20 protein-coding genes are annotated in these 22,980 nt (G+C 64.6%); 9 read left to right on the plus strand and 11 right to left on the minus strand.

Features of this window, described 5'->3' with window-relative positions; translation table 11 throughout:
- Window positions 1-76: 76 nt before the first annotated feature.
- From JYG34_RS24105 to bioB, 9 genes are all read right to left on the minus strand, one after another.
- On the minus strand, window positions 77-1,855 hold the full coding sequence (locus tag JYG34_RS24105; RefSeq protein ID WP_213658663.1) for an acyl-CoA dehydrogenase C-terminal domain-containing protein: 1,779 nt from the start codon (window positions 1,853-1,855) through the stop codon (window positions 77-79).
- Between the two features lie 123 nt (window positions 1,856-1,978).
- Window positions 1,979-3,262 carry a GGDEF domain-containing protein gene (locus JYG34_RS24110; RefSeq protein WP_213658664.1) on the minus strand — a complete coding sequence of 428 codons (1,284 nt, stop codon included), beginning with the start codon at window positions 3,260-3,262 and terminating at the stop codon, window positions 1,979-1,981.
- A gap of 317 nt (window positions 3,263-3,579) precedes the next feature.
- Window positions 3,580-5,385, minus strand: a complete 1,806-nt coding sequence (locus tag JYG34_RS24115) for a phenylacyl-CoA dehydrogenase (protein ID WP_011536103.1) — start codon at window positions 5,383-5,385, stop codon at window positions 3,580-3,582.
- Window positions 5,386-5,657: 272 nt separating this feature from the next.
- A complete protein-coding gene (locus JYG34_RS24120; protein WP_213658665.1) occupies window positions 5,658-5,957 on the minus strand; it encodes a pyrroloquinoline quinone biosynthesis protein PqqE in 300 nt (99 codons plus the stop codon).
- 240 nt (window positions 5,958-6,197) lie between these two features.
- On the minus strand, window positions 6,198-6,878 hold the full coding sequence (gene bioD, locus JYG34_RS24125) for a dethiobiotin synthase (RefSeq protein WP_213658666.1): 681 nt from the start codon (window positions 6,876-6,878) through the stop codon (window positions 6,198-6,200).
- Between the two features lies 1 nt (window position 6,879).
- The gene (gene bioC / locus JYG34_RS24130) at window positions 6,880-7,704 is read right to left on the minus strand and encodes a malonyl-ACP O-methyltransferase BioC (RefSeq protein WP_213658667.1); all 825 of its coding nucleotides are present in this window, start codon (window positions 7,702-7,704) and stop codon (window positions 6,880-6,882) included.
- Complete coding sequence (locus tag JYG34_RS24135; protein ID WP_213658668.1) at window positions 7,697-8,428, minus strand: alpha/beta fold hydrolase; 732 nt, start codon at window positions 8,426-8,428, stop codon at window positions 7,697-7,699. Before JYG34_RS24135 ends, bioC begins: the two co-directional genes overlap by 8 nt.
- On the minus strand, window positions 8,421-9,593 hold the full coding sequence (gene bioF, locus JYG34_RS24140; RefSeq protein WP_213658669.1) for an 8-amino-7-oxononanoate synthase: 1,173 nt from the start codon (window positions 9,591-9,593) through the stop codon (window positions 8,421-8,423). Before bioF ends, JYG34_RS24135 begins: the two co-directional genes overlap by 8 nt.
- A 2-nt stretch (window positions 9,594-9,595) precedes the next feature.
- Window positions 9,596-10,654, minus strand: coding sequence for a biotin synthase BioB (gene bioB, locus JYG34_RS24145; RefSeq protein ID WP_213658670.1), 1,059 nt, complete (start codon window positions 10,652-10,654; stop codon window positions 9,596-9,598).
- A gap of 89 nt (window positions 10,655-10,743) precedes the next feature.
- Here bioB and JYG34_RS24150 point away from each other — a divergent pair, with 89 nt between their 5' ends.
- The 4 genes from JYG34_RS24150 to rarD all read left to right on the plus strand — a co-directional run bounded on the left by JYG34_RS24150 (window position 10,744) and on the right by rarD (window position 14,367).
- Window positions 10,744-11,481 (plus strand): ComF family protein, encoded by a 738-nt coding sequence (locus tag JYG34_RS24150; RefSeq protein ID WP_213658671.1) that lies wholly within the window; start codon window positions 10,744-10,746, stop codon window positions 11,479-11,481.
- Between the two features lie 58 nt (window positions 11,482-11,539).
- A complete protein-coding gene (locus JYG34_RS24155; protein ID WP_213658672.1) occupies window positions 11,540-12,304 on the plus strand; it encodes a TOBE domain-containing protein in 765 nt (254 codons plus the stop codon).
- Window positions 12,305-12,440: 136 nt separating this feature from the next.
- Window positions 12,441-13,415, plus strand: coding sequence for a serine/threonine protein kinase (locus JYG34_RS24160; protein ID WP_213658673.1), 975 nt, complete (start codon window positions 12,441-12,443; stop codon window positions 13,413-13,415).
- A 64-nt stretch (window positions 13,416-13,479) separates the two neighbouring features.
- Entirely contained in the window at window positions 13,480-14,367 is an 888-nt protein-coding gene (rarD, locus tag JYG34_RS24165; RefSeq protein ID WP_213658674.1) for an EamA family transporter RarD, read from the plus strand.
- Between the two features lie 261 nt (window positions 14,368-14,628).
- On the opposite strand, the gene JYG34_RS24170 is transcribed toward rarD, so the two are convergent.
- Window positions 14,629-15,147: a glycine cleavage system protein R gene (locus tag JYG34_RS24170; protein WP_213658675.1), complete on the minus strand. Its 519-nt coding sequence runs from the start codon at window positions 15,145-15,147 to the stop codon at window positions 14,629-14,631.
- Between the two features lie 461 nt (window positions 15,148-15,608).
- On the opposite strand from JYG34_RS24170, the gene JYG34_RS24175 reads away from it, so the two are divergent.
- Window positions 15,609-17,786, plus strand: a complete 2,178-nt coding sequence (locus tag JYG34_RS24175; RefSeq protein ID WP_213658676.1) for a malate synthase G — start codon at window positions 15,609-15,611, stop codon at window positions 17,784-17,786.
- 140 nt (window positions 17,787-17,926) lie between these two features.
- On the opposite strand, the gene JYG34_RS24180 is transcribed toward JYG34_RS24175, so the two are convergent.
- Window positions 17,927-18,376, minus strand: a complete 450-nt coding sequence (locus JYG34_RS24180; protein WP_249746197.1) for a response regulator — start codon at window positions 18,374-18,376, stop codon at window positions 17,927-17,929.
- 220 nt (window positions 18,377-18,596) lie between these two features.
- Between JYG34_RS24180 and JYG34_RS24185 the strand changes: the two genes are divergently transcribed.
- From JYG34_RS24185 to JYG34_RS24200, 4 genes are all read left to right on the plus strand, one after another.
- Complete coding sequence (locus tag JYG34_RS24185; protein WP_213658678.1) at window positions 18,597-20,534, plus strand: DUF294 nucleotidyltransferase-like domain-containing protein; 1,938 nt, start codon at window positions 18,597-18,599, stop codon at window positions 20,532-20,534.
- The gene (locus JYG34_RS24190) at window positions 20,531-21,241 is read left to right on the plus strand and encodes a 3'-5' exonuclease (RefSeq protein WP_213658679.1); all 711 of its coding nucleotides are present in this window, start codon (window positions 20,531-20,533) and stop codon (window positions 21,239-21,241) included. Before JYG34_RS24185 ends, JYG34_RS24190 begins: the two co-directional genes overlap by 4 nt.
- A 205-nt stretch (window positions 21,242-21,446) precedes the next feature.
- Window positions 21,447-21,965, plus strand: coding sequence for an RNA polymerase sigma factor (locus JYG34_RS24195; RefSeq protein ID WP_213658680.1), 519 nt, complete (start codon window positions 21,447-21,449; stop codon window positions 21,963-21,965).
- Window positions 21,962-22,918 carry a FecR domain-containing protein gene (locus JYG34_RS24200; protein WP_213658681.1) on the plus strand — a complete coding sequence of 319 codons (957 nt, stop codon included), beginning with the start codon at window positions 21,962-21,964 and terminating at the stop codon, window positions 22,916-22,918. Before JYG34_RS24195 ends, JYG34_RS24200 begins: the two co-directional genes overlap by 4 nt.
- The last annotated feature ends 62 nt before the right edge of the window (window positions 22,919-22,980 follow it).

Consider the following 22,980-nt stretch of genomic DNA (forward strand, 5'->3'; position numbering starts at 1 on the left):
GGCTGCAAAGCAGCCCCTTCCATGGATTACACCAGTCTTTATGTGAAAACCAGGCTTGCCGGCGAACGGGCCTGGCTCAGAACTGCGCGGCATCCAGCAGATAGAGCGATTCGCTCCCAGCCTTCACCGAAGCCACCAGCGAATGAACCCGTGGCAGCAGGCGCGCGAAGTAGAAACGTGCGGTGCCCAGCTTGGCGCCATAGAAATCGGCATCGCCCTCGCCCGCCTGCGCGGCACGTGCCATCAATGCCCACATGTAGGCATAGGCGACATAACCGAATGCATGCAGGTACTCGACCGAGGCGGCGCCGATCTCGTTGGGGTTGCCCTTGGCCTTGTCCAGCACCCAGTCGGTCAGCTCGTCGAGCTGGTCGAGGGACGCGGCCAATGGCTTGGTGAACTCACCCAGTTCACCACCCGCACTGGCGATGAACTGGCGGATTTCGTCGGCAAACAGCCGGTAGTAGGCACCACCGCTGGCCACCACCTTGCGGCCCATCAGGTCCAGCGCCTGGATACCATTGGTGCCTTCGTAGATCTGGGTGATGCGCACGTCGCGCACCAGTTGCTCCTGGCCCCACTCACGGATATAGCCATGGCCACCGAATACTTGCTGGCCATGCACGGTGCACTCCAGGCCCAGGTCGGTGAGGAACGCCTTGGCCACCGGGGTCAACAACGCCACCAGCTCCTCGCTGCGCTTGCGGGTCGCGGCGTCCTCACTGTACTTGGCGCTGTCGAGCTGCATCGCCACATAGGTGGAGAACGCGCGGCCGCCTTCGGTCAGCGCCTTCATGGTCAGCAACATGCGGCGCACGTCCGGGTGGACGATGATTGGGTCGGCCACCTTGTCTTTCGCTTGCGGGCCGGTCGGGGCGCGGCTTTGCAGGCGGTCGCGGGCGTACTCAACGGCGTTCTGGTAGGAGCGCTCGGCCGAAGCCAGGCCCTGGATGCCGACGCCAAGACGTTCGTAGTTCATCATGGTGAACATGGCCGCCAGGCCCTTGTTCGGCTCACCGACGATGTAGCCGACCGCTTCGTCGAAGTTCATCACGCAAGTGGCCGAGCCCTGGATGCCCATCTTGTGCTCGATCGAGCCGCAAGTGGCTGGGTTGCGCGCGCCGAGGCTGCCGTCTTCATTGACCAGGAACTTGGGCACCAGGAACAGCGAGATGCCTTTCGGGCCTGCCGGGGCGTCCGGCAGCTTGGCCAGCACCAGGTGAATGATGTTCTCGGTGAGGTCGTGCTCGCCGCCGGTGATGAAGATCTTGGTGCCGCTGACCTTGTAGCTGCCGTCGGCCTGCGGTTCGGCCTTGGTGCGGATGATCCCCAGGTCGGTGCCGGCATGGGGCTCGGTGAGGCACATCGAGCCTGCCCAGACACCGGCGTACATGTTCGGCAGGTACTGTTCCTTGAGCGCTTCGCTGGCGTGGGCGTTGATCGACAGGCAAGCGCCGGCGGTCAGCATCGGGTACAAGCCGAAGGCCAGGCTCGAAGCGTTGACCATCTCCTCGACCTGGGCCGAAATCACCTTGGGCATGCCCATGCCACCAAACAGCGGATCGCCGCCAACACCGACCCAGCCGCCCTCGGCGTAAGTCTTGTAGGCGTCAATGAAGCCTGCCGGAGTGCGTACCGCACCGTTATCCCAATGGCAACCCTCTTCGTCGGCAGCGCGGCTCAGCGGAGCGATGCTCTTGCCGGTGACCTTGCCGGCTTCCTCAAGCACCGCCATGGCGGTGTCCGCGTCGACCACTTCGGCCAGGGCGGGCAGCTGCGACCAGAGCTCGGCCACGTTGAAGACTTCATTGAGGACGAAGCCCATGTCACGCAGGGGCGCTTTATATTCAGCCATGACAACCTCTCGCTATCGGGGTCGGGGCGGCCCGTCGGGGCCGCGGCACTGGGATGAACGCAGTGTAACCGAACAACTTTTACGAGACATAGGGTCATCATGCGACTGAATAGTCGACAATAGTCACGCCATGCGAACGGCTCCACGCCGTGATTGCTGACCGAAGGTCATCACGCAGTTACGCCCTGCGCCTTTGGCGCTGTAGAGCGCCTGATCGGCGGACTTGAGCACCTCGTCGGGGTTGCGATGATCGACCTGACGCTCGGCGACACCGATACTGATGGTTACCGATACCGTGCTGCTGGCCCCGCCCCCTCGGCGCTGGCGGCCGGCAGAATCATCGTTGGGCCGGCTGTTCTGGTCCCGTAACTGGATAGCGTAGTTGGCGATCATTTCGCGCACCGCTTCCAGGTGGGGAAGGCACTCTTCGGCGGTCTTGCCGGCGAACACCAGGGCGAACTCCTCGCCACCATAGCGGTAGGCACGCCCACCTCCGGTGACCTTGGACAAACGGCTGGCGACCAACCGCAACACCTGGTCGCCGACATCGTGGCCGTGGGTGTCGTTGAATTTCTTGAAGTGGTCGACGTCGGTCATGGCGATCACATAGTTGCGCCCCAGTCGCTGCATGCGCTCGTTCAGCGCACGGCGCCCCGGCAGGCCGGTCAGCTCGTCGCGGAAGGCCATCTGGTAGGCCTCGTGGGAAACCGCCGCGGCGATCATCAGCATCACCTGGCTGCACATGATGTTAAGGGTGAAGGGCAGGATGAAGGTCTTGGGCAGCATCCAGAAGATGCCGATCAGGCCGATGACCTGCGCCGCGTGCAGCGGCCTGGGTTCACGCAGGTACTGCACCACCAGCAGGATGAACACCGCCAGAAACAGCGGGTAGGCCAGCTGGATCAGGCTCATCCACTGCCCGTGCAACGAAGGCCAGCGGATTTCCGCCAGCCAGCCTAGCAACGCTTCGGGGAAGCTCTGCTCCAGGGCCACGGCCACACTGCCGACGGCGAACAGCACGGCAAACCGGGCGAGCATGTCCTGGGCCAGGTGGGTGCGCTCCTGCCAGGCGGCATAGAGCCCGAACAACGCGGGCAACAACAGGCAGACCAGGTGGAAGATCACCGCCGCGTCTTCGCGGACCCGGCCATTGTCACGGTAATAGTCGGTCTGGGTGTCGAGCAGGAAATAGGCGATATACACCGCCACCATCAGGAACAGCTCGCGCTGGCGGCGGTACACGGCACAGTAGGCGCCACCCAGCAGCAGCACCAAGGTGGGAAGAACGTTGAACAGCGATGTGAAGAAGACGCTGAGGTCTCTCACATAGGCTGCCGCAAGCCCTGCCAGCAACAGAATCAGCGAAGGCAGGAAATGGCTCGCGCGTACAGCGGATAGACGAAACAAGGGTAATCTCCGACCCGGCAGATCAATAATGGCATTGTGCCCCTACTTCATCGGCAGTGCACATGAATAGATGAATACAGATGCCTGCTTTAACGGCAGATCAGGGGCGAAGCTTGAGACTTTCTCGTTACTGGATGCGACACCCGGTCGGATTTTTCCTGTTTGCGCGGTTCCTGTAGGAGCGGATTTATCCGCGAATGGGTCGGTGCACCCACCGCCCCCATCGCGGCTGAAGCCGCTCCTACAGGGATCGTGTCTTGGGCAAAAAAAAACCGCCTGCCGGTGAGGGCAGGCGGTTTCGCGTACAACCCGCAGGCTTAGATGGACAGACCGAAGTCTTCTTCCTTCATCGCCATCAGGTTGTCTGCGCCGGACAGGATCGCCGCCACGTGCGAGCGGGTGCGCGGCAGGATGCGCTGGAAGTAGAAGCGCGCGGTCTGCAGCTTGGCGGTGTAGAACGCCTCTTCGCTGGTGCCGGCAGCCAGTTTCTCGGCAGCCAGGCGGGCGATGTCGGCCCAGAAGTAGGCCAGGCACGCATAGCCGGAGTACATCAGGTAATCCACCGAAGCGGCGCCCACTTCCTCGCGGTCCTTCATGGCGGCCATGCCGATCTTCATGGTCAGCTCGCCCCACTCCTTGTTGATCGCCGCCAGTGGCTCGACGAACTCCTTGGTGGCGGCATTGCCCTCCTGCCCTTGGCAGAACTTGTGGACGATCTTGGTGAAGCCCTTGAGTGCCTCGCCCTGGGTCATCAGCACTTTACGGCCGAGCAGGTCGAGGGCCTGGATGCCGGTGGTGCCTTCGTACAGCATCGAGATACGGCTGTCGCGTACGTTCTGCTCCATGCCCCACTCGGCGATGAAGCCGTGGCCACCGTAGATCTGCACGCCGTGGTTGGCGGCCTCGAAGCCGACTTCGGTCATGAACGCCTTGGCGATCGGAGTGAGGAAGGCCAGCAGGGCGTCGGCCTTCTTGCGCTCTTCCTCGTCCTGGCTGTACTTGACGATATCCACTTGCTTGGCGGTGAAGTAGACCATGGCACGGTTGCCTTCGGCGAAGGCCTTCATGGTCAGCAGCATGCGACGCACGTCCGGGTGGACGATGATCGGGTCAGCGGCCTTTTCCGGCGCTTTCGGGCCAGTCAGGGAGCGCATCTGCAGGCGGTCACGGGCGTACTTCAGGCCACCCTGGAACGCCACTTCGGCGTGGGCCAAGCCCTGCAGGGCGGTACCCAGGCGGGCAGTGTTCATGAAGGTGAACATGCAGTTCAGGCCCTTGTTGGCCGGGCCGATCAGGTAGCCGGTGGCAGCGTCGAAGTTCATCACGCAGGTGGCGTTGCCGTGGATGCCCATCTTGTGTTCCAGGGAGCCGCAGCTCACACCGTTGCGCTCACCCACGCCGCCTTCGGCGTTCGGCAGGAACTTCGGCACGATGAACAGCGAGATACCCTTGGTGCCGGCCGGTGCGTCGGGCAGGCGGGCCAGGACGATATGGACGATGTTGTCGGCCATGTCGTGCTCACCGGCCGAGATGAAGATCTTGGTGCCGGAAACTTTATAGCTGCCATCGGCCTGAGGTTCGGCCTTGGTGCGCAGCATGCCGAGGTCGGTGCCACAGTGCGGCTCGGTCAGGCACATGGTGCCGGTCCACTCGCCGGACACCAGCTTGGTCAGGTAGGTCTCTTGCTGCTCGGGAGTGCCGTGCTCGGAGATGGTGTTCATGGCACCGTGAGACAGGCCTGGGTACATGCCCCACGACCAGTTCGATTCGCCGACCATTTCGCTGAGCGTGAGGCCCAGCGACTCGGGCAGGCCCTGACCGCCATGGGCGACGTCATGAGCCAGGCTCGGCCAGCCACCTTCGACGAATTGCTCGTAGGCTTGCTTGAAGCCGGTCGGGGTTTTCACGCCCGATTCGCTCCAGGTGCAGCCTTCCAGGTCGCCGACGCGGTTCAGCGGTGCCAGCACCTGCTCACAGAATTTCGCGCCTTCTTCCAGGATCGCGTTGACCATGTCCGGCGTCGCGTCCTGGCAGCCCGGCAGGCTCTGATAGTGCGCCTCATAGCCGAGCAGTTCGTCGCGGACGAAGCGGATATCACGCAAGGGGGCTTTGTAATCAGGCATTGCGATGAACCTCTGTGATGAGTTCGGTGGGGAGACCGCGGATACCGACCAGCTCTTGGCGGCTTTCGGTCAAACAGTTGTTTGAAACTTACGTTTAGGTGGCGCCAATGTCAAGAAGGCACCATAGTGCCATTTCAGTCGCCGAACACGGCATTTACGCCAAGCTCACTTGAATGCATCGCGGGGCAAGCCTGCTCCCACGCAATCACCGCTCAGCGGGGCATGGAAGCGGGCTTGCCCCGCAATGGTGTAGCCGGATGTGATTCAGCGGGTCAGGCGTAGGTGTCGATGAAACGACCGAGCATTTCGTCCGAAGCCTTGGCGACTTTCACGCCCAGTTCGACCTCGTGCTTGCCCAGCGCCAGTTGCACGGTGCTGGTGGCCAGGTCCAACTGCTGGCTGCGATCGACGCCGCGCAGGCGTTCGGCCTGGAATTGGCTGGACTGGCCGCTTTCCTCGCCGCGCTCGGTCGCGCCATTGGCGATCTGCTGGGCAGCCTGGTCGACGCGGTTCTGCCCGTTTTGGATGGCGCCAAGGCCCGCGTAGAAGGCGGAGCTCGCATTGATTTCCATGTCAGGACTCCATGACGCTGGATAGTGAACAGGCCTTATTAAAGCAGCACATCAGGTAAAAGGCCCGTTTAAATCACTAATAGCCTAGTGCCATCCAATAGAGCCCGGCGATCTGGATTCGCGCAGGGAACCGTAGGAGCGGCTTTAGCCGCGATGCAGGCGACGCGGTGCCTGGCACCCGCTTTGCGGGTGATCGCGGCTAAAGCCGCTCCTACAGAGGTCGCGCCAAATCAGACCACACTAGTCCAGCAAGTCCAGTTGCAAGTGCTCGGCGACCGCATCCGCCCCCGCTTGCTTGAGCCAGGGGACACGCCCGAGGCATGGCGCCGGCAAGCGCTCGGCCAGGCTGGAGAGGTTCTCTTCCAGGCGCGATGTGCGCGGATCGACGATGTTCGCCACCCAACCAGCCAGTTGCAGCCCATCCAGGGCGATGGCCTCGGCACTGAGCAAGGCATGGTTGATACAACCAAGGCGCACACCGACCACCAGGATCACCGGTAGCTTCAGGGCAATGGCCAGGTCGGAAAGGTTGGCCGTGTCGGACAGTGGCACCCGCCATCCCCCTGCCCCTTCGATCAACGTGAAGTCGGCACCTTGGGCGAGCACGTGGCGCATGGCATCACTCAAGGTCGACACGTTCAATGCCACCCCTGCCTCACGTGCCGCCACGTGCGGGGCGATGGCAGGCTCGAAGGCGAACGGATTGACCGCTTCGTAAGGCAGTTTGATCGAACTCTCGTCGATCAAGGCCAGGGCATCACTGTTACGCAACTCCTTGCCGGAAACCGCGCAGCCGGAAGCCACGGGCTTGGCCGCCAGGGTGCTCAAGCCCTGCTGCCGCGCCGCGCGCAGCAGGCCGGCGGCGATGGTGGTCTTGCCCACGTCGGTGTCGGTGCCAGCGATGAAATAGGCCTGGCTCATGCTACTGCTCCTGCGCCATGGGTTTGCGCAACACACCATAGACCACCTGGTAGGTGGCCGGCAGGCCCTGCGGCTGACGGAACTGCTCGTAGGCCTGCAACAGGCCCTGCATCCGCGCCCGGCCAGTGAGCCCGGAAGGACGCCCCGGATTGAGGTTGTGGGCACCCAACGCCTTGAGCTCGTGGGTCAGGCTGCGCACGTCCGGGTAGTGGAGGACATGGGGACGACGCTCCAGGTCGAGCAGTTGCAGGCCACTTTCGCCGCACAGCCGCTGATAGTCCTCGAAACGGCGGAACCGGTTGACGTGCACCATGCCGTCCACTGCCTGCCAACTGGCGCGCAACTCTTCCAATGTGCCCACGCACAAGCTGCTGAATGCCAGTACACCGCCTGGGCGCAGGACCCGCCGCGCCTCATCGAGCACGCTGGCGAACTGGCCGCACCACTGCACCGCCAGGCTGCTGAACAACAGGTCGACACTGGCGTCGCGCAACGGCAGGCGCTCGGCATCGCCCGCCACATGGTGGAGCGCGCCCCCCTGCTCGCGGGCATGGCGCAGCATGCCCTCGGCGATGTCCAGGGCCACACCGTTCGCATGGCTGAAACGCTCGGCCAATACCCGGCTGAAATGCCCGGTGCCACTGCCCATGTCGAGCCAGCGCGCAGGCGCCAGGCCGTCGGGCAGTTTGTCCAGCAAGGCAACACCGACCGCGCGCTGCAGGGCCGCGACACTGTCGTAGCTGGCCGCCGCGCGGGAGAACGAAGCCGCCACCTGGCGCTTGTCCGGCAGGGCGCCGGGCAGGGTTGGGTGGGAAAGGTCAGTCATCGCCACTCTCATGCAGGAAACTCTTGATGCCCGCCGCCAGTTCCTGTGGGTATTCCAGCAGGAAGGCGTGGGAACTGTCTTCGACCAAGCCGACTTCCACGTCCGGCAACAGGTCGCTCAGGGCCTTGGCCGCATCGGCCGGCACCAGTGCGTCACTGCCGGCGAACAGGTGCAACTGCGGGCCGCCGTATTGCTCCAGCGCGGCGCGGGTGTCCAGCTTGGCCAGCACTTCGAGGCCGTTGGCCAGGTACAACGGGTCGGTGTCCGGCACCCCCACGCCGAGCTGGCGCAGCAAGGTACGCGGCTGCTGGGCGCCGTCGCTGCACAGGGTGCGGAAGCGCTTGAGGGTGACCTGGGTATGACTGCGGCAACCATCCAGGAAGGTACCGAAGGTGTCCGGCGCCATCCCGTGGGGCCAGTCGGGGCGGGCCACGAAGCAAGGATTGCTGGCCAGGGTCAGCAGCCCGCAGCAATGGTCGCCGCGTTTATGCGCCAGCAGGCTGGCGAGCATGCCTCCCAGTGACCAGCCACCCAGCCACACGTCGGTGGGCAATTTACGGTCGAGATGATCGACCCAGGCCTGGACATCGCTGTCGGCCAGCTCCGGCAGCGGCATCAGCTCGACCTGCAGGCGTGAATCCTGGGCCCGCAGGCTGGCGGCCAGTGGCTCCAGGGACGCGGTGCCCAGGCCCCAGCCGGGCAGGAGGATCAGTCGGTTACGCATCGGCGGACTCCAGCTGTGGATAACAATCGGCCAATGCATTCAACAATAGCTGGACCTGGGCCTCGCTGTGGGCCGCACTCAGGGTCACGCGCAAGCGTGCACTGCCTGCAGGCACGGTGGGTGGGCGGATCGCGGTGACCAGCAAGCCGCGCTCGTGCAGTTTGCGCGACAGCGCCATGGCGCGCCCCGCATCGCCGATCAGAATCGGCTGGATCGCCGTGTGACTGTCCATCAGGGTCAAGCCGATCTGCCGTGCGCCCTCGCGGAACTGGCGGATCAACGCAGCCAGATGCTGCCGTCGCCAGGTGTCGTTGCGCAGCAGCTGCAGCGCCTTGAGCGTCGCGCAAGCCAGCGCAGGCGGCTGGCTGGTGGTGTAGATGTAGGGCCGGGCAAACTGCACCAGCGCCTCGATCAGCTCCTCACTGCCGGCGACGAAGGCGCCGGAAGTGCCACAAGCCTTGCCCAGGGTGCCGATCAGCACCGGCACGTCATCGACGCCCAGGCCAAAATGCTCGACCAGGCCACCGCCATTGGTGCCCAGCGTGCCCAGGCCATGGGCGTCGTCGACCATCAGCCAGGCGCCACGGGCACGTGCCACCCTGGCCAGTGCCGGCAGGTCGGCACAGTCACCATCCATGCTGAACACGCCATCGGTGACCACCAGTGTATTGCCGGTGGCTTTCTCCAGGCGGCTGGCGAGGCTCGCGGGATCGTTGTGCAGGTAACGGCTGAAGCGGGCGCCGCTGAGCAGGCCACCGTCGAGCAGCGAAGCGTGGTTGAGGCGGTCCTGCAGCACCGTGTCGCCCTGCCCCACCAGCGCGGTGATGGCACCGAGATTGGCCATGTAGCCGGTGGAGAACAGCAGCGCACGCGGGCGCCCGGTCAGCTCGGCAAGCGCCTCCTCGACCTGATGGTGTGGGGTGCTGTGGCCGATCACCAGGTGCGAGGCACCGCCGCCGACGCCCCAATGCTCGGCGCCATCGCGCCAGGCCTGGATCACGTCAGGGTGGTTGGCCAGCCCCAGGTAGTCGTTGCTGCAGAACGCCAGCAGTGGTTGGCCGTCGACCACCACCTGCGGCCCCTGCGGGCTTTGCAGCAGTGGCCGTTGCCGGTAAAGGTCGGCGGCACGCCGTTCGGCCAGCCGCGCGGCGAGGTCGAAGGCCATGCTCAGGCCGAGGCTGCGTCGTAGAACAGCTCGCTGTTGCGCTGTTCGACCAGCGCCTGCTCGATGGCCGCCTGGTGCACTTCGTCGGCGTGTTCTTCACGGGCTTCGGGCTTGATGCCGAGGCGGGCGAACAATTGCATGTCCTTGTCGGCCTGTGGGTTGCCGGTGGTCAGCAGTTTCTCGCCGTAGAAGATCGAGTTGGCGCCGGCCATGAACGCCAGGGCCTGCATCTGCTCGTTCATCTTCTCGCGCCCGGCTGACAGGCGCACATGGGACTTGGGCATGAGGATTCGGGCCACGGCCAGCATGCGGATGAAGTCGAACGGGTCGACGTCTTCTTCCTCGGCCAGCGGCGTGCCAGCGACCTTGACCAGCATGTTGATCGGCACCGATTCCGGGTGCTCGGGCAGATTGGCCAGCTGGATCAGCAGGCCGGCGCGGTCGTCCAGCGACTCGCCCATGCCGAGGATGCCGCCGGAGCAGATCTTCATCCCGGCATCACGTACGTAGGCCAGCGTCTGCAGGCGCTCGCTGTAGGTGCGGGTGGTGATGATGCTGCCGTAGAACTCCGGCGAGGTGTCGAGGTTGTGGTTGTAGTAGTCGAGGCCGGCCTGGGCCAGGGCCAAGGTTTGCTCCTGGTCGAGCTTGCCGAGGGTCATGCAGGTCTCCAGGCCCATGGCCTTGACCCCTTTGACCATCTCCAGCACGTAGGGCATATCCTTGGCCGAGGGATGTTTCCATGCCGCGCCCATGCAGAAGCGGGTCGAGCCGATGGCCTTGGCCCGGGCGGCTTCTTCAAGCACCTTCTGCACTTCCATCAGCTTCTGCTTTTCCAACCCGGTGTTGTAGTGGCCGGACTGTGGACAATATTTGCAATCTTCCGGGCAGGCGCCGGTCTTGATCGACAGCAACGTGGAAACCTGCACGCGGTTGGGGTCGAAATGCGCGCGGTGCATGGTCTGGGCCTGGAACAGCAGGTCGTTGAACGGCTGCTGGAACAGCGCCTTGACCTCGGCCAGGGACCAGTCGTGACGTGTAGTTGCAATTGCGCTGGCGCTCATCGGCGTTTCCTTATCTAGGGTCTGACTGACGCCGGGACAGGAAAACCTACCAGCGCATCACGGATAGCTCGCATAGTCATGGAAGGCCTTTGAACTGTCAACCAAACATAAAATCACTGGTTTACAAGTGCATAAATAATAACCACGCATGTTTGCTTTGTGATGAGCCCGCCAGGCAGCCCCACCCACTGTGCGTGGCCTGTGAGAGCGAACTGCCCTGGCTGGGCGAACAGTGCCTGCGCTGTGCCTTGCCGCTGTCACTGGACGGGCTCACATGCGCCAGCTGCAGTCGCCGCCCACCGGCCTACAGCCAGGTCGTCGCCGCCTGGCACTATGGTTTCCCGGTCGACACCCTGATCAGCCGCTTCAAGCACCACAGCCAGTGGCCCCTTGGGCGGTTGATGGCGCAGTTGCTCGGGCATGCCGTGGAGCATTGTCATGGCATGGGCTTGCCGAGACCCGACCGGCTGTTGCCTGTTCCTCTGGCCAGGCGTCGACTGCGCCAGCGTGGCTTCAACCAGGCGGCCATGCTGTGCCGCTGGCTGTCCAGGCAGCTTGAACTGCCCTGGGATGAACACCTGCTGGAGCGCACGCGCGACACGCCCGCCCAGCAAGCGTTGGGCGCCAGCGCCCGACAACGCAATCTGCGCCAGGCGTTCGCCCTGTCGCCCGGCACTGAGGTCGAAGGCCTGCACCTGGCCGTGGTCGACGATGTCATGACCACCGGCGCGACCGCCCAGGCGATCGCCGCGCTGCTGCGCAAGGCTGGCGCCCGCCGCGTCGATATCTACTGCCTGGCGCGCACCCCTCGCCCCGGCCAGGCTTGACTTGGCCGGGTGCGGGCGGCAACGTCGCGGGATATTCACCACATTCGATAACCCGCCCATGTCCCTGCCCGCCCTGCTCACCCAGCACATCGCCCGCCGCCCACAGCGCATCGCCCTGTTGCAGCACGTGGCCGAACAAGGCTCGATCACCCGCGCGGCCAAGGCCGCCGGCATCAGCTACAAGGCGGCCTGGGACGCCATCGACGAACTCAACAACCTGGCGGCGCACCCCCTGGTGGAACGCAGTACCGGAGGGCGCGGCGGCGGTGGTGCGCGGCTGTCCACAGAGGGTGAACGGGTGCTGCGCCTCTATCAGCGTCTGCAAGCCTTGCAAGCGCAGATACTCGAAGCCGCCGAGGAAACCAGCGACCTCGACCTGCTCGGGCGCCTGATGCTGCGCACCAGTGCGCGCAACCAGTTGCAGGGACGGATCAGCGGGCTGCGCCGTGAAGGCCGGCATGACCGCATCAGCCTGGACCTGGGCGGTGGGCTTGAGATCGAAGCGTTGATCACACGCGGCAGCACCGAACGGCTGGAACTGACGTTGGGCGCGACCGTGGTGGCACTGCTCAAGGCGGGCTGGGTGCAGTTGCTTGGCGCGGATGAAACTCAGGAGCCCGGCAGCAACTGCCTGCAAACCACGGTCGAGGAGGTGCTGGCCGATACCGATGGCCCGAGCGAAGTGCGCCTGGCACTGGGCAACGGCCAGACGCTGTGTGCCATTGCCGAAGAGCAATGGTTGGTGCAGCACAAGGTGGGGGCAGGCAGCACGTTGAGCGTGCAGTTCCATCCGTCGTACGTGTTGCTTGGGGTGCCGGTGTAACCCTCTGAACCTGGGCTGCTGCGCAGCCCATCGCCGGCAAACCGGCTCCTACAGGTAGGTCGCGCACCTGCCGAGCACGTTCACCAGGCCAATGCGCTACCATGCGCCCACGCAGTCCCCGCGCCTGGAGCCCTTCATGTCCCACCCCTTCGACACCCTCACCCCCGACCTCGTGCTGGATGCCGTGGAAAGCCTGGGCTTTCTAAGCGACGCACGGGTACTGGCGCTCAACAGCTACGAGAACCGCGTCTATCAGGTGGGTATCGAGGGGGAACAACCGCTGATCGCCAAGTTCTATCGCCCAGGGCGCTGGAGCGATGCGGCAATCCTTGAAGAACATGCCTTCACCGCCGAGCTGGCCGAGTGCGAAGTGCCAGTAGTGGCACCGCTGTTACATGAAGGTCGTTCACTGTTCGAGCACCAAGGTTTTCGCTTTACCCTGTTCCCACGCCGTGGCGGTCATGCCCCGGAGCCTGGCAATCTCGACCAGCTCTATCGCCTTGGGCAACTGCTCGGTCGCCTGCACGCGGTGGGCGCGACCAAGCCTTTCGCTCACCGCGAATCCCTGGCTGTGGACAACTTCGGCCACGCCTCGCTCAAGACCCTGCTCGACGGCGACTTCGTGCCCCGCGAGCTGCTGCCGGCCTACGAGTCGGTGGCCCGCGACCTGTTGCAGCGGGTCGAGGATGTCTACGCTCGCACCCCGCACCAGACGATTCGCCTGCACGGTGACCTGCACCCCGGCAACCTGATGCACCGCGACGACGTCTACCACGTCGTCGACCTCGACGACTGCCGCATGGGGCCGGCCGTCCAGGACCTGTGGATGATGCTCGCCGGCAGCCGCGAGGAACGCCTGGGCCAGTTGGCCGAGCTGATCGACGGCTACAACGAGTTCCACGACTTCGACCCGCGCGAACTGGCCCTGATCGAGCCACTGCGCGCCCTGCGCCAGCTGCACTACAGCGCCTGGCTGGCGCGGCGCTGGGACGATCCGGCGTTCCCGCCGAGCTTCCCCTGGTTCGGCCAGCCGCGCTATTGGGGCGACCAGATCCTCGCCCTGCGCGAGCAGATCGCTGCACTCGATGAAGAACCGCTGAAATTGTTCTAGAAGCGCGTCGCGGTCTGTCTACAATAGGCGTCGCTTTATTTAGCTACCTAAGCAAGGATTTTTCATGCACGCCGCCAACCCGCGCCGCGGGTACCTCCTGGGCCTCGGCGCCTACATCATCTGGGGCCTGTTCCCCCTGTACTTCAAAGCCATCCAGAGCGTCCCGGCGGTGGAGATCATCGTTCACCGGGTACTCTGGTCCGCGCTGTTCGGCTCGCTGCTACTGCTGGTGTGGAAACACCCCGGCTGGTGGCGCGAGCTGCGCGAAAACCCGCGACGCCTGGCGATCCTGGCCCTGAGCGGTGCGCTGATCGCCGGCAACTGGCTGACCTACGTGTGGGCGGTGAACAACGGGCGCATGCTCGAAGCCAGCCTGGGCTACTACATCAACCCGCTGATCAACGTGCTGCTGGGCATGCTGCTGCTCGGCGAGCGCCTGCGCCGCCTGCAATGGCTGGCAGTGGGGCTGGCGGCACTGGGGGTGGTGCAACAGGTGTGGCAGGTCGGCAGCCTGCCGTGGGTGTCGCTGGCGTTGGCGCTGTCGTTCGGCTTCTATGGGCTGATTCGCAAGCAGGCGCCCGTGGCGGCGCTGCCTGGGCTGGTGGTCGAGACCTGGATGCTGGTGCCCATCGCCATCGGCTGGCTATTGCTGCACCCCGCGGCCAGCAGCGCCAGCCCTGAGTTCTTCAGCAGCAGCGAGGCGCTGTGGCTGATCGCGGCCGGCCCGGTGACGCTGGTGCCGCTGGTCTGCTTCAACGCCGCCGCCCGTCACCTGCCCTACACCACGCTGGGCTTCCTGCAGTACCTGGCACCGACCCTGGTGCTGTTGCAGGCGGTGCTGCTGTTCGACGAGCATCTGACGGCGAGCAACCTGCTGGCGTTCGCCTGCATCTGGGCCGGCCTGGCGGTTTATAGCGTCGATGCCTGGCTCAGCTTGCGCAAGCGCGCTTGATCAAAAAACGATCACATTACTGCAGGCCACGGAATACGTGGCCTGTAGCAAGCGCTCCAAAGGTTATCCACACCCTCGTCCCCGGCGTTTGTGCACAAGCTGCTGATTACTGGACGTTTTTTGCTCAAGTCGCGCTAGGCTGCGCCGTTATTGGCCTGCAGCGTGGCGCCCCCAGGTTATCCACAGAGACGTCCCTCTGAAATCGGGGATAACCCTGTTCGCCGGCAAGCCGGCTCCTACAGGGGGCACGCCGCTCTTGAGTCACTCCTCCGGCCGCAACTTCAGTTCCACCATCAGGTCATCCGCCAGGCCCTCCAGCCGCCGCTGCAGGTCCTCCACCGACAAGGTCAACGGCAGTGCCAGCAAGGCATCGGCGCGGAACAGCGGCTCGCTGCTCATCGGTGCCGGGCGAACGTCAGTGGTCAGCCGCTCCACGTTCACCCCTTGCTCGGCCAGCAAGCGGGTGATATCACGCACAATACCTTGTCGGTCGTTGCCCACCAACTCCATGGCAATCGGCTTCCAGGTGCAGGACGGCTCGATGCCGCTTTCGGCGATCAGCACGCGAATGTCGTACTGGGCCAGCTTGTGCAGTGACTCGACGAGCTCGTCGTAGTTCTCCGCCGGCACGGCCACCCGCAGGATCCCGGCGAACTGCCCGGCCATGCGCGACATGCGGCTCTCCAGCCAGTTGCCGTTGTGATTGGCGATGCATTCGGCGATGCGCTCGACCTGCCCGGCCTTGTCGGGGGCGATCACGGTGAGTACGAGATGGTCCACAGGCCACTCCTCTTGGTTCGGTCAGGGCCGCGGCAGACGGCCGAAAAGCGGGGATCGCATCAGTATAGGCAAGGCGCGGCAACCTGCCGCAGGACAGTCCAGCCAACCAATCGTGTACTGTTTCAAGATTTATCTGGAACAATCCACCTGTTTTTTGCGAACATGTCATCTCCCAGCGTGACCCTATGCGACCAACCGGTCGCGGAGCGACGCTTTTAGTCTGATGTTTACCTGCCTGCTGCTTCATGTAGTATGCGTCGACGCGGACTACAAAACGTCGTTTCGATGTCTGCCAAGGCGCCTGTGAAAATACGCCACCCGCTCGCCGACCCGTCTGGCGAGCCGCACCCAGCCGCCCTCGTGAGTCATTGGGGCATGCACTGGTGCCGTGTTTAGAGAAGCGCTACAGGCTTAATACAGAAGAGCGAAAGCGAAATAGCTGAGCAGAGGTGAGGCAAGCAATGACTGGATACGTTCACGTCGGTGGCCTTCAGGTCGCCAAGGTCCTGTTCGACTTCGTCAACAACGAAGCCATTCCGGGGACCGGCATCAACGCCGAGCAGTTCTGGGCCGGTGCCGAGAAGATCATCAACGACCTCGCTCCCAAGAACAAAGCCCTGCTCGCCAAGCGCGACGAGCTGCAAGCGAAGATCGACGCCTGGCACCAGGCGCGCAAGGGCCAGGCCCACGACGCCGTGGCGTACAAAGCCTTCCTCCAGGAAATCGGCTACCTGCTGCCGCAGGCCGAGGACTTCCAGGCCACCACGCAAAACGTAGACGAAGAAATCGCCCACATGGCCGGCCCGCAGCTGGTGGTACCGGTGATGAACGCCCGCTTCGCCCTGAACGCTGCCAATGCCCGCTGGGGCTCGTTGTACGACGCGTTGTACGGCACCGACGTCATCAGCGATGAGGGTGGCGCCGAGAAGGGCCAGGGTTACAACAAGCTGCGCGGCGACAAGGTCATCGCCTTCGCCCGCGCCTTCCTTGACGAGGCCGCGCCACTGGCTGCCGGCTCCCATGTCGACTCCACCGCCTACCGCATCGAAGGCGGCAAGCTGGTGGTCGCTCTCAAGGGCGGCAGCAACAGCGGCCTGCGCGACGACGCCCAGCTGATCGGCTTCCATGGCGATGCCAAGGCCCCGACCGCCGTGCTGCTCAAGCACAACGGCCTGCACTTCGAGATCCAGGTCGACGCCACCACCCCAGTCGGCAGCACCGATGCGGCGGGCGTGAAGGACATCCTGATGGAGTCGGCGCTGACCACCATCATGGACTGCGAAGACTCGGTCGCCGCTGTCGACGCCGATGACAAAGTGATCGTCTACCGCAACTGGCTGGGGCTGATGAAAGGCGACCTGGCCGAGAGCGTGAACAAGGGCGGCAAGACCTTCACCCGCACCATGAACCCGGACCGCGAGTACGCCGCACCGAACGGTGGCAGCGTCACCTTGCACGGTCGTTCGCTGCTGTTCGTGCGCAACGTCGGTCACCTGATGACCAACCCGGCGATCCTCGACGCCCAGGGCAACGAGATTCCGGAAGGTATCCAGGACGGCCTGTTCACCAACCTGATCGCCCTGCACAACCTCAACGGCAACACCAGCCGCAAGAACACCCGCAGCGGCAGCGTGTACATCGTCAAACCGAAAATGCATGGCCCTGAAGAAGTGGCCTTCGCCGCCGAGATCTTCAGCCGCGTCGAAGACCTGCTGGGCATGAAGCGCAACACCGTCAAGGTCGGCATCATGGACGAGGAGCGCCGCACCACGGTCAACCTCAAGTCCTGCATCAAGGCGGCCGCCGAGCGCGTGGTGTTCATCAACACCGGCTTCCTCGACCGCACCGGCGACGAAATCCACACTTCGATGGAAGCCGGCGCCGTGGTGCGCAAGGGCGCCATGAAGAACGAGAAGTGGATCGGCGCCTACGAGAACAACAACGTCGACATCGGCCTGGCCACCGGCCTGCAAGGCCGCGCGCAGATCGGCAAGGGCATGTGGGCCATGCCGGACCTGATGGCCGCCATGCTCGAACAGAAGATCGCCCACCCGCTGGCAGGCGCCAACACCGCCTGGGTGCCATCGCCGACCGCCGCCACCCTGCACGCCCTGCACTACCACAAGGTCGATGTGCAGGCGCGTCAGCGCGAACTGGCCTCGCGCACCCCGGCCTCGGTCGACGACATTCTCACCATCCCGCTGGCTGCCGACACCAACTGGTCCGCAGAAGAGATCCGCAACGAACTGGACAACAACGCCCAGGGCATCCTCGGTTACGTGGTGCGCTGGATCGACCAGGGCGTGGGTTGCTCGAAGGTGCCGGACATCAATGACGTCGGTTTGATGGAAGACCGCGCCACCCTGCGTATCTCGGCCCAGTTGCTGGCCAACTGGCTGCGCCATGGCGTGGTCACCCAGGAACAGGTGCTGGAAAGCCTCAAGCGCATGGCCGCGGTGGTGGACAAGCAGAACGCCGGTGACGCCCAGTACCGCCCGATGGCGCCGAACTTCGATGACAACATCGCGTTCCAGGCCGCTATCGAGTTGGTGGTAGAGGGTGCCAAGCAACCGAACGGCTACACCGAGCCGGTGCTGCACCGCCGTCGCCGCGAGTTCAAGGCGCGTAACGGGTTGTAATCCGTGAGGGGCCGCGATGCGGCCCGTTCGCTGCGCTGTCGTGCAGGGAACAGATCCCTCTGTAGGAGCGGCTTTAGCCGCGATACGAGCAACGCGGTGCCTGGCACCTGCTTCGCAGATGATCGCGGCTAAAGCCGCTCCTACTCGATCTTCAGTTCCTTTTTCACCAGCTCCATCAACCTGTTCATGTCCACAGGTTTGAGCAGGAAGTCCACCACCCCCAGGTGCATCACATCTACCGCTTCTTTCACATCGGTGTCGCCGGACACCACGATGATCGACAGCGCCGCACGCTCCGACTCGCGAATCAACCTGATCAACTCAAGGCCATCCTTGGGCTCCATGCGTAGGTCAGTGATCATCAGGCCGATCCGTGGTTCCCGCTTCAGCCAACTCAACGCCGCCTGGGCACCATCGGCGGTCACGCTTTGAATGCCTTTGGCCTTCAGATAAAAGCTCAGCGCCTGGCTGTTCAACGGATTGTCATCCACCACCAGCACCAGCGGCTCCTGCGCGGGAGGGGCAGTCACCATGGCCAACGCCTCACGCTCGGCGTCACTCAGAATGTCGTCATGCTCAGCCATGGCCATCTCGTCAAAAAAACCCCGTTATTCAAGTTCAGACTGCAAAGCCTGCGTATGCAAACTGCCTTTCGTCGGCAATTTGACACCCAGGACAAGCAGCGAACCACGCCTCGTGCCTCATAGACTTACGTCCAATGGGCAGCGCAGAGCCGTCGTCCGACCATGGAGGCCTAGAACAACAAGGTCTGCGCCTCTCCATGCAGACATTTTTAACGCGGTTGGTTCCATGAGCAAAAAGGACGCCTACACCCAAGCAGGCAGGACAGCAGTGCTGCAGAACATCCAGGGCACCCTGCAGTTCCTGCAGCGCTTCCCGCCGTTCAATCAGATGGAGCAGAGCCACCTGGCCTACCTGGTGGAACAATGCCAGCTGCGTTTCTACGCAAGCGGTGAAAGCATCATCAAGCCCGCCGACGGCCCCGTCGAGCACTTCTACATCGTCAAGCAAGGGCGCGTGGTCGGCGAGCGCCAGCATGTCACCCGGCCAGGCACCGAAACCACGTTCGAGATTGCCAGCGGCGAGTGCTTCCCGCTGGCCGCGCTGCTGGGCGAGCGGGCCACCCGCACCGAACACCTGGCCGGCGAGGACACATTCTGCCTGCAATTGAACAAGGCCGCGTTCATCCGCGTGTTCTCCATGTCCGAGGCGTTCCGCGACTTCGCCCTGCGTGGCGTGAGCAGCCTGCTCGACCAGGTCAACCAGCAGGTGCGCCAACGGGCTGTGGAAACCCTCGGTACCCAGTATTCGCTGAACACGCCATTGGGCGAACTGGCCCTGCGCCACCCGGTGGTCTGCACGGCAGGCACGCCACTGCGCGAAGCGGTGCGGCTGATGCACGAGCAGCAGGTGGGCAGCATCGTCATCGTCGATGAACAGCGCCACCCCACCGGTATATTCACCCTGCGTGACCTGCGCCAGGTGGTGGCGGACGCCAGTGCCGAGCTGACCGCGCCGATCGAGCGCTACATGACCGCCCGGCCGTTCTCGCTCAGCCCCCATGCCAGCGCCTTCGACGCCGCCATGGCCATGACCGAACGGCACATCGCCCATGTCTGCCTGGTGGAGAACCAGCGCCTGTGCGGGGTGATCTCCGAGCGCGACCTGTTCTCGCTGCAACGTGTCGACCTGGTGCACCTGGCGCGGACCATCCGCCATGCGCCACGCCTGGACACCCTGGTATCGCTGCGCGGCGAGATCGGCCAGCTGGTCGAGCGGATGCTCGCCCACGGCGCCTCCTCGACCCAGATCACCCAGATCATCACCCTGCTCAACGACCACACCGTGTGCCGGGTGATCGAACTGGCCATTACCGAGCGCGGCGACCCGGGTGTGCCGTTCAGCTGGCTGTGCTTTGGCAGCGAAGGGCGCCGCGAACAGACCCTGCACACTGATCAGGACAACGGGATTCTGTTCGAGGCGCGCGACGCTGCCGAGGCCGATGCGATCCGCGCGAAACTGCTGCCACTGGCCCAATTGATCAACCACAACCTCGCCCAGTGCGGCTTCACCCTGTGCAAGGGCAACGTCATGGCCGGCAACCCGGAGCTGTGCCTGTCGCGCAGCGAATGGGCACGGCGCTTCGCCGGTTTCGTGCGCGAAGCCAGCCCCGAGAACCTGCTGGGATCGAGCATCTATTTCGACCTGCGTGTGGTCTGGGGCGATGACCAAGGCTGCGAACAGCTGCGCCGGGGCCTGCTGGAGCAGGTGGCGGACAACCGCATCTTCCAGCGCATGCTGGCCGACAACGCACTGCGCCAGCGCCCACCGGTCGGGCGCCTGCGCGAGTTCGTGCTGACCCGCCAGGGCGACGACAAGGCCGCGACCCTCGACCTCAAGGTGCAAGGCCTGACCCCGTTCGTCGATGGTGCGCGGCTGCTGGCCCTGGCCAATGGCATCGGTGCCTGCAACACCCTCGAGCGCCTGCGCCAGCTGGTGGACAAGGGCGTCATCGCGCCGCTGGATGGTGCCGCCTATGAAGAGGCGTACCACTTCATCCAGCAGACCCGCATGCAGCAGCACCAGCGCCAGAGCCGCGACAACCTGCCTTATTCCAACCGCCTCGACCCGGACAGCCTCAACCACCTGGACCGGCGCATCCTGCGCGAATCCCTGCGCCAGGCCCAGCGCCTGCAAAGCAGCCTGGCCCTGCGGTACCAGCTGTGAACCTGTTCGCCTGGTTGCGCCCGGCAGTGCCGGAACTGGACGACCGTCTGCGCCAGCGCCTGGCGCAGTTGCCCAAGCCCGCGCCACCGGCGGTGTGCTCGTTGCGCGAACAGCGCTGGGTGGTGCTGGACCTGGAGACCAGCGGCCTGAACCTCAACCGCGACCAGGTGCTGTCGATCGGCGCGGTGGCCATCGAGGATGGCGCCATCGACCTGGGGCGCCCGTTCGAGCGTACCCTGCACCGCCCCACCCAGAAGACCAATGCCAGCGTATTGATCCACCGCCTCGGCCCCAGTGCCCTGGCGGCGGGATGCGACCCGGCCGAGGCGTTGCTCGACCTGCTGGCGTTCATCGGCGACAGCCCGGTACTGGCCTTCCATGCCCCGTTCGACCAGCGCATGCTGGCCCGAGCCTTGAAGGACAGCTTGGGCCTGCGCCTGCAGCATGTGTTCCTCGACGTTGCGGAACTGGCGCCGATGCTCAACCCCGACACCGTCCTGCGCGAAGCCGGCCTGGATGACTGGATCGCTCGGTTTGGCCTGGAAGTGCAGGCCCGCCACCATGCCAGTGCAGATGCCCAGGTGACGGCGGAACTGGCGTTGATCCTGTTCAGCCAGGCCCGCCGCCAGCAGCTGGACAGTCCGTTGCAGCTGGAGCAGCGGCTCAAGCAGTGGCGCCGGCGCAAGGTGCACAATCACGGCTTCTGACCTGCATTGGCCTCTTCGCGGCCACAACCTGGACTTGAGGCTGGCGCGGTCCTTGTCGGAGCGGGTTTACCCGCGAAGAGGCCGGCACCGACAACCCACAACGTGATGGCAACCCGATAAGCGTCAATTGCGCCGCGCCCCCCGCCTCTGCCACAATCGCGAATAATTATCGTTAGTTAACGCATTCTTTCCCGGGGGACGCTTCTTGACGTCTGCGCAGAGTCCACATGCCGATCTGGTCGGGGCGCTGTACCGCGACCATCGCGGCTGGCTGCTGGCCTGGCTTCAGCGCAGCACCGCCTGCCGTCAGCGCGCCGAGGACCTGAGCCAGGACACCTTCGTGCGCCTGCTCGGCCGCGAACGCCTGGACGCCCCTCGCGAACCCCGGGCGTTCCTGGTGGCCGTCGCCAAAGGCCTGCTGTTCGATCATTTCCGCCGCGCGGCCCTGGAACAGGCCTACCTTGCGGAGCTTGCCCTGCTACCGGAGACTGAGCACCCCTCCCCGGAACTGCAACACTTGATCCTCGAAGACCTCAAGGCCATCGACCACCTGCTCGGCAAACTGTCGAGCAAGGCTCGCGCCGCCTTCCTGTACAACCGCCTGGACGGCCTGGGCCATGCCGAAATCGCCCAGCACCTGGGTGTTTCGGTGTCGCGTGTGCGCCAGTACATCGCTCAAGGCCTGCGTCAGTGCTATATCGCCCTGTACGGGGAACCGACATGAACGCTGCCCCGGTATCCGGCAAGGTGCTGGAAGCGGCCATTGCCTGGAAGCTTTGCCTGGACGAAGACAGCGGTACCCCGGACGAACGCAGCGAGTTCATACGCTGGCATGCCGCCGATGAGGAGCACGCCCGCGCCTGGCAGCAACTGGGCGCCCTCGACCATCGCGTCAGCGCCGCCGCCGGCCCGGTACGCCACACCTTGCTGCAATCACGCGCCGGCCTGCGCCAGCGGCTCGGCGGGCTGAGTGTGGGCCTGGCCGGGATGCTGGTGCTTGGCGGCTTGCTGGCCTGGGCCGGGGTCCCTACCCTCGCACCGGGCTACTGGCTGGCCGACCAGCGCACCGCCACCGGCGAAGTGCGCACCCTGCGCCTTGAAGATGGCACCTTGCTCAGCCTGAACACCCACACCGCGGTGGATATCGACTTCCACGGCGAGCAGCGGCTGATCGTGCTGCACCAAGGCGAAATCTCCGTGGAAACTGGCCACGCTGACAGCCGTCCACTGCTGGTGCGTACCGAGGATGGGCGCCTGCGCCCGCTGGGCACGCGCTTCCTGGTCAAGCGCGAAGCGGGTGGCACGCGACTGGAGGTGCTGCAAGCCTCGGTGGCCGCCAAACCGCGGAACAGTGGCGACGAACAGGTCCTGCGCGAAGGCCAGCAGGTATTGATGAGCGCCGATGGCCTTGGCCGCGTCGACCCCATGACCGTCGGCAGCGACGCCTGGACCCGCGGCATGCTGGTGGTCGACAACGTGCGCCTGGCCGACCTGGTGGCCACCCTCGGGCAGTACCGCAGCGGCCACCTGGGCGTGGCCGACGAGGTCGCCGACCTGCGCGTGAGCGGCAGCTTCCCGCTGACCGACACCGACCTGGCCCTGGCGTCGCTGCAGCCGGCGTTGCCGGTGAAGATCGAACGACACACGCCGTGGTGGGTGACCGTCACCGCCAAATGACGACTAGCGCCCACCTGGACTGCCCCCAAAAAATTTAGTTCAAAAGCCCCTGTCACTTTCCC

Source organism: Pseudomonas entomophila, from assembly GCF_018417595.1.
GTDB classification, from domain to species: domain Bacteria; phylum Pseudomonadota; class Gammaproteobacteria; order Pseudomonadales; family Pseudomonadaceae; genus Aquipseudomonas; species Aquipseudomonas entomophila_C.